This window comes from Trinickia sp. Y13, assembly GCF_029522115.1.
Taxonomy (GTDB): Bacteria; Pseudomonadota; Gammaproteobacteria; order Burkholderiales; family Burkholderiaceae; genus Trinickia.
In genome coordinates, this window is record NZ_JAKWFK010000001.1 from 549,206 (window position 1) to 562,808 (window position 13,603).

At 63.8% G+C, this 13,603-nt stretch carries 9 protein-coding genes, 1 other RNA gene and 1 pseudogene; 5 read left to right on the top strand and 6 right to left on the bottom strand.

What is annotated here, in order from left to right:
- The first annotated feature begins 111 nt into the window (after positions 1–111).
- The 3 genes and pseudogenes from clpB to MMB74_RS02410 all read left to right on the top strand — a co-directional run bounded on the left by clpB (position 112) and on the right by MMB74_RS02410 (position 3,697).
- Positions 112–2,709 (top strand): ATP-dependent chaperone ClpB, encoded by a 2,598-nt coding sequence (gene clpB / locus MMB74_RS02400; protein WP_277426986.1) that lies wholly within the window; start codon positions 112–114, stop codon positions 2,707–2,709.
- 132 nt (positions 2,710–2,841) lie between these two features.
- Positions 2,842–3,365 (top strand): annotated as a pseudogene (locus MMB74_RS02405) (MerR family transcriptional regulator).
- On the top strand, positions 3,338–3,697 hold the full coding sequence (locus MMB74_RS02410; protein WP_277427125.1) for a carboxymuconolactone decarboxylase family protein: 360 nt from the start codon (positions 3,338–3,340) through the stop codon (positions 3,695–3,697). The pseudogene MMB74_RS02405 and the gene MMB74_RS02410 overlap by 28 nt, the downstream one beginning before the upstream one ends.
- A 25-nt stretch (positions 3,698–3,722) precedes the next feature.
- Here MMB74_RS02410 and MMB74_RS02415 read toward each other — a convergent pair whose 3' ends face one another.
- The 6 genes from MMB74_RS02415 to trxA form a co-directional block, all read right to left on the bottom strand.
- Complete coding sequence (locus MMB74_RS02415) at positions 3,723–5,099, bottom strand: MATE family efflux transporter (protein WP_277426987.1); 1,377 nt, start codon at positions 5,097–5,099, stop codon at positions 3,723–3,725.
- An 18-nt stretch (positions 5,100–5,117) separates the two neighbouring features.
- Entirely contained in the window at positions 5,118–6,872 is a 1,755-nt protein-coding gene (locus MMB74_RS02420; protein ID WP_277426988.1) for a glycosyltransferase family 39 protein, read from the bottom strand.
- A gap of 201 nt (positions 6,873–7,073) precedes the next feature.
- Positions 7,074–7,337: a type B 50S ribosomal protein L31 gene (locus MMB74_RS02425; protein ID WP_277426989.1), complete on the bottom strand. Its 264-nt coding sequence runs from the start codon at positions 7,335–7,337 to the stop codon at positions 7,074–7,076.
- 165 nt (positions 7,338–7,502) lie between these two features.
- Positions 7,503–8,333: a M90 family metallopeptidase gene (locus tag MMB74_RS02430; RefSeq protein ID WP_277426990.1), complete on the bottom strand. Its 831-nt coding sequence runs from the start codon at positions 8,331–8,333 to the stop codon at positions 7,503–7,505.
- Between the two features lie 61 nt (positions 8,334–8,394).
- The gene (gene rho, locus MMB74_RS02435; RefSeq protein ID WP_277426991.1) at positions 8,395–9,657 is read right to left on the bottom strand and encodes a transcription termination factor Rho; all 1,263 of its coding nucleotides are present in this window, start codon (positions 9,655–9,657) and stop codon (positions 8,395–8,397) included.
- Between the two features lie 190 nt (positions 9,658–9,847).
- Positions 9,848–10,174: a thioredoxin TrxA gene (gene trxA, locus MMB74_RS02440; RefSeq protein ID WP_102647006.1), complete on the bottom strand. Its 327-nt coding sequence runs from the start codon at positions 10,172–10,174 to the stop codon at positions 9,848–9,850.
- Positions 10,175–10,502: 328 nt separating this feature from the next.
- Between trxA and ffs the strand changes: the two genes are divergently transcribed.
- Positions 10,503–10,601: signal recognition particle sRNA small type (gene ffs, locus MMB74_RS02445), an RNA gene on the top strand.
- Positions 10,602–10,889: 288 nt separating this feature from the next.
- The gene (locus MMB74_RS02450; RefSeq protein WP_277426992.1) at positions 10,890–13,493 is read left to right on the top strand and encodes a DNA polymerase III subunit gamma/tau; all 2,604 of its coding nucleotides are present in this window, start codon (positions 10,890–10,892) and stop codon (positions 13,491–13,493) included.
- Positions 13,494–13,603: the final 110 nt, after the last annotated feature.

The window sequence follows — 13,603 nt, forward strand, 5'->3', positions numbered from 1 at the left end:
GAGCGCTACGCCCAGGGTGCGGCATTTTTGTGCGCCGGCGCGTGAAAAATCCGCTTGAAACGAGCCGAGAGCGCCTCATTTTGGTGATAGTTAAAAATTGGAGGTCTCTTCATGAGAATCGACAAGCTCACCACCAAATTCCAAGAAGCGCTCGCCGATGCCCAGAGCCTTGCCGTCGGGCGAGGCAACCAGTACATCGAGCCGCTGCACGTGCTCGCGGCCCTCGTTGCGCAACAGGACGGTTCGGCCCGCTCGCTGCTTTCGCGCGCGGGCGTGCATGTGCAGGCGCTGCAAACGGCGCTGAACGAAGCGGTTTCACGCTTGCCGCAAGTGCAGGGCACCGACGGCAACGTGCAGATCAGCCGGGAGCTCAACGGCTTGCTGAACCAGGCCGACAAAGAGGCGCAGCAGCTGAACGACACCTATATCGCGAGCGAAATGTTCCTGCTCGCGGTCGCCGACGACAAGGGCGAAGCGGGACGGCTCGCGCGCCAGTACGGCCTCACGCGTAAGTCGCTCGAAGCGGCGATCGCGGCTGTGCGCGGCGGAGCGCAGGTGCATAGCGCCGATGCTGAAAGCCAGCGCGAGGCGCTCAAGAAGTACACGATCGATTTGACCGAGCGTGCGCGCGCCGGCAAGCTCGATCCGGTGATCGGCCGCGACGACGAGATCCGCCGCTCGATCCAAATCTTGCAGCGGCGCACGAAGAACAACCCCGTGCTGATCGGCGAGCCGGGCGTGGGTAAGACGGCGATCGTCGAAGGGCTCGCGCAACGGATCGTCAACGGCGAAGTGCCCGAATCGCTCAAGAGCAAGCGCGTCCTGTCGCTCGACATGGCGGGCTTGCTCGCGGGCGCCAAATATCGCGGCGAGTTCGAAGAGCGGCTCAAGGCGGTGCTGCAAGACATTGCGCGCGACGAAGGCCAGACGATCGTCTTCATCGACGAAATCCACACGATGGTCGGCGCAGGCAAGGCCGAAGGCGCGATGGACGCGGGCAACATGCTCAAGCCTGCGCTGGCGCGCGGCGAGCTGCATTGCATTGGCGCGACGACGCTCGATGAATACCGCAAGTACATCGAAAAGGACGCTGCGCTCGAGCGGCGCTTCCAAAAGGTATTGGTCGACGAGCCGTCGGTCGAGGCGACGATCGCCATCTTGCGCGGGTTGCAGGAGAAATACGAACTGCACCACGGCGTCGAAATCACGGATCCTGCGATCGTGGCCGCGGCCGAGCTGTCGCATCGTTACATCACCGATCGCTTCCTGCCGGACAAGGCGATCGATTTGATCGACGAGGCCGCCTCGAAGATCAAGATGGAAATCGACTCCAAGCCGGAAGAAATGGACCGGCTCGACCGGCGCTTGATCCAACTGAAGATCGAGCGCGAGGCCGTGAAGAAGGAAAAGGACGAGGCGTCGCAAAAGCGGTTGCAATTGATCGAAGAGGAAATCGAACGTCTGAACCGCGAGTACTCCGATCTCGATGAGATTTGGACGGCCGAGAAGGCGGCCGTGCAGGGCAGCGCCCAACTGAAAGAGGAAATCGAGAAAACGCGTGCCGAGATCGCACGTCAGCAACGCGAAGGCAAGCTCGAGAAGGTGGCCGAACTCCAATACGGCAAGCTGCCCGAGCTTGAGTCGCGTCTGAAGCAAGTGACGCAGGCCGAGGCGAAGGAGCAGCACGACCCCACGCATCGTCGTCTGTTGCGCACGCAGGTCGGTGCGGAAGAGATCGCAGAAGTCGTCTCGCGCGCCACGGGCATCCCGGTTTCGCGGATGATGCAGGGCGAGCGCGAGAAGCTGTTGCAGATCGAAGGCAAGCTGCACGAGCGCGTGGTCGGTCAGGACGAAGCGATCAGCGCCGTGGCCGACGCCATTCGGCGCTCGCGCGCCGGGCTGGCCGATCCGAACCGCCCCTACGGCTCGTTCCTGTTCCTCGGGCCGACGGGGGTGGGTAAGACCGAGCTCTGCAAGGCGCTGGCCGCGTTCTTGTTCGATTCCGAAGAGCACCTGATTCGAATCGATATGAGCGAGTTCATGGAAAAGCACAGCGTCGCACGGTTGATCGGTGCGCCGCCGGGCTACATCGGCTACGAGGAGGGCGGCTACTTGACCGAAGCCGTGCGCCGCAAGCCCTATAGCGTGATCTTGCTCGACGAGGTGGAGAAGGCGCACCCGGACGTCTTCAACGTGCTGCTGCAAGTGCTCGACGACGGACGCATGACCGATGGGCAGGGCCGCACGGTCGACTTCAAGAACACGGTGATCGTCATGACGTCGAACCTGGGCTCGCAAATGATCCAGTCGATGTCGGGCGAGCCGCAAGAAGCGGTGCGTGACGCCGTTTGGGTCGAGGTCAAGCAGCATTTCCGCCCCGAGTTCCTGAACCGGATCGACGAAGTCGTCGTGTTCCACGCGCTCGATCGCAGCAATATCGAATCGATCGCAAAGATTCAGTTGCAGCATCTGCGCGACCGGCTGACCAAGCTCGATATGGAACTGATCGTCTCCGACGGTGCGCTCGAGCAGATCGCGAAGGTTGGCTACGACCCTCTGTTTGGGGCGCGGCCGCTCAAGCGGGCGATTCAGCAGGAAATCGAGAACCCGGTCGCCAAGCTCATTCTTGCGGGGCGCTTCGGGCCGAAGGACGTGATCCCTGTCGATGTCGAAGGCGGCAAGTTCGTCTTCGAGCGCGTCGTGCATTGACGCGCTTGGCCGGGGCAGCGGCCCGGTGTTAGCCTCATGAGGCCGAGCGGTTACCCGCTCGGCCTTTTTTGTCGGTCAACCGCGCAAAGGCGGGACTTCGAGTGCGCTCGAAGTCTTAACGTTGGGGGTGTCATGTCGGAAGCACTGACCATTGGCCGCATGGCCGAAGCGCTGGGCGTCACGACGCATACGCTGCGATATTACGAGCAAGCCGGACTGATTCGGCCGGTGTCGCGCTCGCAAGCAGGGCATCGCCTCTACGGCCGGCCGATATCGAATGGCTGCGATTCGTGATGCGTCTGAGGGCGACGGGAATGCCGATCGCGCAGATGCAGGCATTCGCCGCGCTGCGAACCAAGGGAAACCGGACGGCGGCCGAAAGGCGCGCGCTCTTGATCGAACATCGCAAAGCGGTGGTCGAGGCGTTGCAGCAGTGGCAGGCGAACCTTGCGGCGATCGAGGACAAAATTCTTGTCTACGACGCGATGGTGCAGAGCTCCGACATGACGGATGTCAAAGCGAACCCTCAACCGTCAAAGGATCGACCATGGCCAACAAAACCACCCACCACGCAAACGAGAACGCAAACAACGACCGCTACGCACGGGGATAGGACAAGCTCAAAGAAATCGACGGCGAGGCGGGCGAGCGCGTGATCGAAGCGCTTGCGCCGATCGCACCTGATTTCGCGCGCTACTTGATCGAGTTTCCGTTCGGCGACATCTACAGCCGGCCTGCGCTCGACCTAAAGGCCCGCGAGATCGCGACGATCGCCGCGCTGGCCGCACTCGGCAATGCGCAGCCGCAATTGAAAGTCCACATCGAAGGCGCGCTCAACGTCGGCTGCACGCGCGAGGAGATCGTGGAAGTATTCATGCAGACGGCCGTGTATGCGGGTTTTCCGGCAGCCTTGAATGCGCTTTTCGCCGCACGTGAAGTGTTCGTGGCGCGCGATGCAGATGCGCTCGCATGCACCGAGTCGGCTTGAGCGCGCGATTCTCGCGCGGCTTCGGTCAAACGACGTCGATATGCTCGCCTTGGGCCGCGCGCGCCTGGCGTTCGCTGACGAGGCGCCAATGCGCGAACAAGCCGCCGCCGGCCACGGCCAAGCTCGCGGCGCTGGCGGCCCAAAAGCCGCGCGCGCCCGTGAGCCAGTGCGGCACGAGGCCGCCCACATCGAACCCGAGCCAGTAACCGCCGCCAAGCCCCACGCCCCAAAGCGCGATCGCATAGATGACGGTCGGACCGACTGCGACCTTATAGGCGCGCAAGACGAAGGCCGTCACCGTCTGGAACGTATCGAAGATGTGATAGACGAGCATGATCGGCAACAACGGCATCGCGGCTGCAATCACCGCGGCGTTGGTCGTATAGCCGGCGAGGATCGCCGGCCGCAGCGCGAAGGCGATCACGGCATATCCGAGGCCGATCGCACAAGCCATTACGATGCCGTGCAGCGCCAGCGTTCGCGCGGCTTCGTGGCGCTGGCCGCCGAGCGCTTGCGCGACGAGCGTCGAGGTCGCGATGCCGATCGACATCGGCGTCATATAGAGAACGGCGCCGAAATTGCCGGTGATCTGATGGCCCGCCAACGTCGTGGTGCCGAAGCGGGCAATGAACAAGGCCATGAACGTGTAAGACGTGACCTCGATCAGATACGACAAGCCCATCGGTACGCCGAGTTTGAGCAGCGCAATTTGCTTGCGGCGCTCGGGCCAGCAAAAGTGCTTGAAAATTTCGAAGGGCGTGAACAAGTCGAGCCGGGCGAGCAGCGTGAGGCCCAATGCGGCGAACGCCCAGTTGATGACGGTGCTGGCGAGGGCGCAGCCGGGGCCGCCGAGCGCCGGCAGGCCAAGTCCGCCGAAAATGAACCACAGATTGAGCGGGATTTTGACGAGCAGCGCGCACACTTGCAGGATCATGACGAGGCGCGGTTTGCCAATGCCGTTCGCGAGCGAGGTGTAGACGCGAAAGGCGAGGCTCGCGGGCAAGCCGAGCGCCGCGATGCGCAAATAGCTTTCCGTGCGCTCGTATAGCGCCGGCGGCACGCGAGAGATCGCGAGCAACGGTCCCGGGAAGAACATGACGAAAAAGCCGACGAGCGCCAAGCCTGCTGCCAGCCAAAAGCCTTGGCGCACTTCTTCGCCAATCTGCGTGTAGCGCCGCGCGCCGTAGAGTTGCCCGCAAATCGGCTGGAGCGCGAGCACGACGCCCGTCAAGCCGACGAACACCGAGATGTACACGGACGAGCCGAGACCGAGCGCGGCCAGATCGACTGCTGAATATCGGCCGACCATCACCGTGTCCATCACGCCGAACGCGATGATGGCGAGTTGTCCGATCAGCACCGGCCACGCAAGGCCGGCGATTTTGCGCATATCAGCGAACATGGCGCGCAGGCGTTGACGTCAGCGTTTGCGAGTGGGGTGTCGATGCCGTGCGATCTTTGGCGCTGGGCGATCGACGCGCACATATAGCCGGAAGCGTTCGTCGCGGTCCGCTGCGCGCCGGCCTTCCCACACGAGCTTCCATGCATAGTTCAGCATGGGGCTGGGCGCGCTGAAATCGGCGCTGTCTTGCCGCAGCAGCACGTCGCAGTCCTCGTTGAACGAAAACTGCATATCGGCGAAATAGGAAAAAGAAGCCAACTGCGCATCGCCAAGCCGGACCGGGGAAATACAGACGTAATCGTCGGGAAGGTGCTCGGCGATTTGCAATGCCACGTCGCGATAAGTCCTGCTGTAGTTGACCATCGGCAGCCATAGCGTCATCAGCAATACCCACATCAGCGTGGTGCCCGCGCTCGAGAGGATGACGCTGCGCCAAAGCACCTTCGGATGACGGGCGATGCGCCAACGAACGAGCGCCAGCCATGAAACGGTCGCGACGATGGCGCACAGGAACGATAGAACGTTGAACTGCGGCTCGAACCCGGGCACGAGGCGGGAAAGATTACGGGCGAGCGGGTGCGGGAAGCCGGTTTGCGCGGCGAGCCAGACCAGCCAGACGAAGATGCTGAGAATGGAGAAGCTCAGAACGGCGAACCAATCGAACGCATTGATCGCGCCGCGCTTGAGCGTGGGCAGCGCGAACGCGGCCAGCGTCGCGAGCGGCGGCAGCAGCAGAATATAGAGCCGGTTCGTTTGGTGGCTTTGCAAGACCGCAAGAACGAGCAGCGGAATGGCGACGAACACGGGAATCGCGACGTGCGGCTTGCGGCGCACGCCGCCCCAGCTGACCCAGGCCCACAACGCGAGCGGCCACGCGGGCCAGGTGAACAGCGGCAGGTTCTTGAACGCGTACAGCCAGACGTGCCCCGACGGCGCGGTGAATCGATTGATGCTGCCGTTGACCCATTGCTGGAGGAACCAGCGCGCATCGTCCGGATAGGCGTGCAAGATCGCGAGCGGCCAAGCCAGCGACAGCGCCACGGCGATCGGCAACCCCACGAGCGGCAGCCAAGGCGAGCGCATCTCGGACACGACGCAGAACATGACGACGGTGCTCGCAACGAGCGCGACCACGAGTAGCGGGTTGCCCGACAAAGCCAGGACGCCGATTGCGCTCGCCCACCAGAGCGCCCCTTGCAGCGGCTTGTCGATCCCGCGTACGATCCCGTAGACGAGCATGGCGGTGCCGACGAACTGCGATAGCTGCGGCGTCGTTTCGTGCCCGCGCTCGGCGAGGCCGAAGCAGGCGACGAGAATCAAGAGCGCGCCGTCGGCAAGCGTGCGCCCGTAGTCGCGCGGCTCCGGTTCGCCGCCGAACGCGTACTTGAACGGTTGAACCTCGGCGCGACGGCCAAGCAAATAGGCGGCGTACCAGACGAACGCGCAGGCCGCGCAAAACAGCACGCCCGTCGCAAGCCGCGAGGCATCGGCCGCGTCTATCCACGGCCCGAGCGCGCGGATGCAGGCCGCGCCGAGCCAATAGCCGAGCGGGCCGTCATCGGTGATGAATTTGCCGACGAGGTTCGGTAAAAGCCAGTCGTGCGCGTTGCCGCCAGCCATCGTCCACATGACTCCGAAACCCGCGGCGTCCTCGTTTTTCCACGGATCCCGGCCGAACAGGCCAAAGGCTGCATAGACGATGCAAAGCGTGAGCAACAGCCAGCGCGGAAGGGCGCGCGTGGCGGAGGCGGTGAGGCGGACGACAGGTCTCATGCAGGCGGAGCGGATTTCGAACGGCGGTTGTCATGCTGATGGGGCGCTCGCCTCTGGGCGCGCGATCCGGCATTGTAGTCGCGCCGCGCGCCGCCTGCCATGCGGTGCGCGTGCGCGATCGCTGCAGCAATGAAAAAGGGCAGCCATCGCTGCCCTTGAGGTTGCATCCGCCCGAGGCCGGATGCGTATTTCGGCGAGTGCTTACTTCGCGGCCTTGCCGGCTGCGCGAGCACCGAACTTCTTGTTGAACTTTTCGACGCGGCCAGCCGTGTCCATGATCTTTTGCTGACCCGTGTAGAACGGATGCGATTCCGACGAGACTTCGATCTTAGCGAGCGGGTAGGTCTTGCCGTTGTGCTCGACCGTTTCACGCGTTTGAATCGTGGAGCGCGTCACGAACATGAAGCCGTTCGACAGATCGTGGAAAACGACTTCGCGGTAATCGGGGTGAATGCCTTGTTTCATGGTGTTTCCTTTGGTCGGGCGGTAGCCAACCCACGCTGTGGCGCCGGCAATATATGGCCCCGAGGAGCCAACGCACGGCACGCCCAAGGCGCGAGCCACTTGCCTAAGGTCGAAAAACGGCGATTATGCCAGAAAATCAGTTGGTTGACGAATTTTCGCCTGCGCTCAGGCCTGGGCGAGAATGCCGGTGCCCGCGGGATCCTGGCGGTAGTAACGCGCGAGCAAGCGGTAAAGCTCCGGGTATTGGGTTTCGAACGCCTGCGGCTGGACGAACAGCGCTTCGCTGCAGACTGCGAAGAACTCGGAGGGGTGGTCCGCCGCGTACGGGTCGATCAGCGATTCGCGCTCGAAGCGCGCCCAGCGGCGGCGCGGGACCGCATCGACGTCCGCGCAAAAACGGTCGTAGGCATGGTCGAACACATCCGCCCAGCGTTGGGCGTCCAATGGTGCATGCCAGCGCCTAAAGAGCGGGGGATGGCCGTCCGCTGCGCCGCTCAACATGTCGATTTTGTGGGCGAACTCGTGGATGACGACGTTGTAGGCATCGCGTCCGTCCGTTAGTTGTGCGTCCTCCCACGAAAGGACGACTGGCCCGCCTTCCCATGCCTCGCCGCTTGCGTCGTGCTCGACCTCGTGGACGACGCCATCTTCGTCTTCCACGGTTTTGCGAATCACGAACTCGCCGGGGTAGACGATCACGCCTACCCAGCCCCGATAGAGATCGAGGCTCAGGTTCAACACGGGCAGGCATGCCTGGGCGGCGATGCCGACGACGATTTCGTCGGTCAGCTCGAGACCGTGGGCCGTCGAGAATTCTTTCTGCGCGATGAACAGGCTCGTCGTTTCACGCAACCGAACGCAATCGGCGGGGCTCAGGTAGCTGAGAAAAGGCAAGCCCTTCAGCGTGGCTTGCCATAGTTCGTCGTCGATGGCGTGCTCACGCAGTGCGCGCTCGCGACGGCGCGCATCGAGCCAGTGCGTAAGCTTGGTGAGCATCGAGAGACAGGCAAGGGCCGATGGGCGCCGCCCTCACGGCAATAGCGGGCGGCGGTTGCCGTTATCCGCCGCGGCGCATCATATCGAAGAACTCGGAGTTGCTCTTCGTCTGGCGAACCTTCTCGAGCAAGAACTCCATCGCTTCGACTTCATCCATGTCGTGGATGAATTTGCGCAGCACCCAGACCTTTTGAAGAATCTCGGGCTTGATCAACAGCTCTTCGCGGCGCGTGCCCGATTTGTTCAGGTTGATCGACGGGTACACGCGCTTTTCAGCGAGGCGCCGTTCGAGATGCACTTCCATGTTGCCCGTGCCCTTGAACTCCTCGTAGATGACGTCGTCCATGCGGCTGCCCGTTTCGATGAGCGCCGTGCCGATGATGGTCAGCGAACCGCCTTCCTCGATGTTGCGAGCCGCGCCGAAGAAGCGCTTGGGGCGTTGCAGCGCATTGGCGTCGACACCGCCGGTAAGCACCTTGCCCGATGCGGGGATGACGGTGTTGTACGCGCGAGCCAGACGCGTGATCGAATCGAGCAGAATGACGACGTCGTGTTTCATCTCGACGAGGCGCTTGGCCTTCTCGATGACCATTTCGGCCACCTGAACGTGGCGTGTGGCCGGTTCGTCGAAGGTCGATGCGATGACTTCGCCGGCCACCGAGCGCTGCATTTCCGTCACTTCCTCGGGGCGCTCGTCGATCAGCAGCACGAACAGAACGACGTCGGGGTGGTTCTGCTTGATCGCATGCGCGATGTGCTGAAGCATGACCGTTTTGCCGGACTTCGGCGACGCCACGAGCAGGCCGCGCTGGCCCTTGCCGATGGGGGCGATCATGTCGATGATGCGGCCCGTGACGTTTTCCTCGCCGCGCATTTCGCGCTCGAGCAGGAGCGGCTTGTTCGGGTGCAGCGGCGTGAGGTTCTCGAACATGATCTTATGTTTCGAGGCCTCGGGCGGCTGGCCATTGACCTTGTCGACCTTGACCAGCGCGAAATAGCGCTCGCCGTCCTTCGGCGTACGCACTTCGCCTTCGATCGTGTCGCCGGTGTGCAAATTGAAGCGCCGGATTTGCGAGGGGCTGATGTAGATGTCGTCCGTACTTGCGAGGTAGGACATTTCTGGCGAACGCAGAAAGCCGAAGCCGTCGGGCAGCACTTCGAGCGTGCCGTCGCCGAAAATAGTCTCGCCGGTCTTGGCGCGCTTTTTCAGGATGGCGAACATCAGTTCTTGCTTGCGCAAACGGTTCGCGCTTTCGATCTCGAGGCCATTCGCCATCTCGATCAATTGAGACACGTGCAGAGACTTAAGCTCGGATAAATGCATACGGAGATCCCGCCGGGGAGAAGATGCGACGAAAAGAAATATGGGAGGAGAGTTGAGCGGAACCGCTCAGAGACTTATACGTCTTGAAGTCTTATGGTTCTAGCATAGCATACGCGGGCAGCTGTCCAGACGGACGCGCTGCCGCGGGCCGGGCTTGTTGTCCAGTTGCAACAGGCCCGGCCCGCGCCGATCACAGGTGACTGTCGAGGAATGCCGTCAATTGCGACTTCGACAATGCGCCGACCTTCTGCGCAGCCACCGCGCCGTTCTTGAACAGGATCAGCGTGGGGATGCCGCGCACGCCGAACTTGGCCGGCGTCGATTGGTGCTCGTCCACGTTGATCTTCGCGATCTGCAGACGGTCGCCGTAATCCTTGGCGACTTCGTCCAGGATCGGGGCAATCATTTTGCACGGGCCGCACCACTCGGCCCAAAAATCGAGGAGCACTGGCTTGTCGGATTTCACGACATCCTGTTCGAACGATGCGTCGCTGATGTGCTTGATTTGTTCGCTCATGTAAAAGTACCTCTTCGGGTTCGAGGCCCGCGTCTGAAATTGCTCGCAACGATACACCAAAACGGGAAATCGTTCCGAGCGCGAGCGAGCTGTCGAACTTGCCCGGCAGTGCATACGGCGCTCGTTTTGCAGGAAAGCGCGCGAGCCGGCCGATGCGCTGGGCTCGCTTGCGGGTCGTCTGTTTGTCATATTAGCCCAAATTGCTATGCCTCGTGCAAAGCGATAGCGCCCACGAGAGCGCCATCGCGCGCGCCTGCTGGCCGGCGCTCGGAAAGAAATCCGCGCTCGGCAGTCGCGCGCGGGGGCACTCGGTGATAGAATGCTTCGTGACGGGCCTCCTCGCATGGAGGGGCGGTCAACCTGGTCAGGTCGGGAACGAAGCAGCCACAGCCGTTTTCCACCAGTGCCGAGGGTCGGGCTCGTCACCTTCGCTTCTCCTCGCTTCGCTTCTCCTCGCTTCGCTTCTTCGCTGTATCTCTTCTGTGTCTTCGCAGCACCTCGTTTCCGAAATTTTCACCGTGCTTTCCTCGCCGCTGTTTTGCCGTGCGGGCCTTGCCGTTTCTCCTTTCTTTTCATCGAGCGTCTCGCCATCGAAAGGTCGTCTGTGCGCTCGAGCGGCGTCGCGCCCGTTTCGTGTCGTCGCTCGCGCCTTCGCTTGCTTGGAGCCGCGCACGGGGTTGCATTGACGCCGCGGTGTTGCTGATACAATTTCGCGATGACCTATCAAGTTCTCGCACGCAAGTGGCGACCGAGGGATTTCGCCTCGCTCGTCGGCCAGGAACACGTCGTGCGCGCGCTCACGCACGCGCTCGACGGCGCGCGCCTGCACCACGCCTATCTGTTCACTGGAACGCGCGGCGTCGGCAAAACCACGCTGTCGCGCATTTTCGCCAAGGCGCTCAATTGCGAGACGGGTATCACGGCTACGCCGTGCGGCGTCTGCCGCGCGTGCCGTGAGATCGACGAAGGGCGGTTCGTCGATTACGTCGAAATGGATGCAGCGAGCAATCGCGGCGTGGACGAGATGGCCGCGCTGCTCGAGCGCGCGGTGTACGCGCCCGTCGATGCGCGCTTCAAGGTCTATATGATCGACGAAGTGCACATGCTGACGAACCACGCGTTCAACGCGATGCTCAAGACGCTGGAAGAGCCGCCGCCGCACATCAAGTTCATCCTCGCAACCACCGATCCGCAAAAGATCCCGGTGACGGTGCTCTCGCGCTGTCTTCAATTCAATTTGAAGCAGATGCCGGCCGGGCACATCGTGAGTCATCTGGAAAAGATTCTCGCGGCCGAGCAGATCGCGTTCGAGCCGCAAGCGCTGCGTTTGCTCGCGCGGGCGGCCGAGGGCAGCATGCGCGACGCGCTTTCGTTGACCGATCAGGCCATCGCCTATTCGGCCAATCAAGTCAGCGAGGAAGCGGTGCGCGGCATGCTGGGCGCGCTCGATCAGAGCTATCTGATTCGACTGCTCGATGCGATCGTGGCCGGCGACGGCTCGCTCGTCCTGTCGGTGGCCGACGAAATGGCGTTGCGCAGCTTGTCGTTTTCCGCCGCGCTGCAAGATTTGGCGAGTTTGCTGCATCGTGTGGCCTGGGCTCAGTTCGCGCCGGCGTCGGTTCTCGACGAATGGCCCGACGCGGCCGACCTGCGGCGTTTTGCGCAGGCGCTAACGCCGGAACAGGTTCAATTGTTCTATCAGATTGCGACACTCGGACGCGCCGAGCTTGGGCTCGCGCCGGACGAGTACGCGGGCTTCACGATGACGCTGTTGCGCATGCTCGCTTTCGAGCCGGCGCTGCCGCCCGGATCGGGAGCGGGGCCGTTGTCCAAGAGCGCGGGCGCGTCGCCCGCCGGGCCGAGCCGCCGCGCCGCCGCGACTGCGCAGGCGAATGCGGCCGGGGCGGCGCAAGCCGTGGCCGCCGCGCCCGCGGCCCGCACCATGCCGCCGGTCCCGGATGTCCGCGCCTCGGCGCGTCGGTTGCCGGAGCCGTCCGCGGCTCGTGCGCCGGTGGAGACGAGCCTCGATCCCGCCGCTTCGCGCGATGCCGGCGAAGAGCTGGCCGCACCGGCGCATCGCAGCGCGCCGAGTGCGCACGCGGCCAGCGCCGGCGCGGATACGCGGTCGTCGCAAGCTGCCGAACCGCCTGCTGGCGATGCACGGCTCGGCGCTCGCGTGCTCACGCCGAGCGGCGCCGACGGTCACGATACGCTCGATGCCGCGCCAGACATCGACACGCCGCCACGCCCGCAACCTTCGCGCGAGGCGACGCAGGCAGAGGCCAATGACGTCGAGCCGCCCAATACGCAAGGTCCGCGCGAGGCGGCGCGAGCTCAGGCAACCGACATCGAACCGCCCAGCGCACAAGGTCGGCGCGAGGCAACGCAGGCACGGGCAACCAGCATCGAACCGTCACGCACAGAAGATCCGCGCGAGGCGGCCACGCAAGCCGCGCCGCCGCTGGACGACCAAACGCGCACGCGAGGAGGCGGCGCGAGCGCAGCGCTCGACGTGCTGCGCAATGCCGGCCTGCGCGTGTCCACCGACCGCGGCAAAACGGCTGCCAAACCGGCCGCGGTTGTACCAGCCAAAAGCGCGGCGCCGCGTGCGCCCGTCGTCGTGCCTACGCCGCGTCCGCGCCGAGTCGAAACACAGCCGCAGCCGAGCGCGCATCCGCCCGCATCGGCTTTGGCCCCAGCGCCATGGGACGACATGCCCCCGATGGGCGACTACCCGCCGCCCTCATCGGAGGACGATTATTTCTCCGGGATGCCCGACGATGGCTTCACTCCCGCATTCGGCGCCGGTCCCGACGACGTCCGGCTCGACGCGCGCTTGGACGCACCCGCCGCACCGACGACGCCATCCGTCGATTTGAGCAAGCTGCCGCCGCCGCTGGCGCTCGATGCCATCGGCTTCACGGGCGACTGGCCGGCTCTGGCGAGCAGTCTTGGCTTGACGGGCGTGGCGCATCAGTTGGCCTTCAATAGCGAATTGACTGAACTGGCCGGCGACACGCTGTCGCTGAGCGTTCCAGTGCCGCAGTATGCCGACGCCGCTCAGGTGGCGAAGCTTAAGACGGCGCTTGCCGAGACGCTCGGCAAACCCCTCGAAGTGCGCGTCACGGTCGGTCCCGCGCGCCGCACGGCGGCCGTGCTGGACGCGGCAGCTCGCGCCGAGCGGCAACGTGAGGCGGAGCGCGAGATCGGCGCCGATCCGTTCGTCCAGTCGTTGATTCGCGACTTCGGCGCGAGCATCGTGCCGGGCTCGGTCAAGCCGCTCGCACCCGACGCCGAGGCGGGAGCCGGCGCGCATTGAGCCGCCGTCCGCGCGAAGCGGCGCGCCGCGGCTAACCAGATACTTCGCTTCCCAACCACTCATTGGCGGCGTCGCATCGACGCGAGGGCCGCAAGTAACGACACCACGAT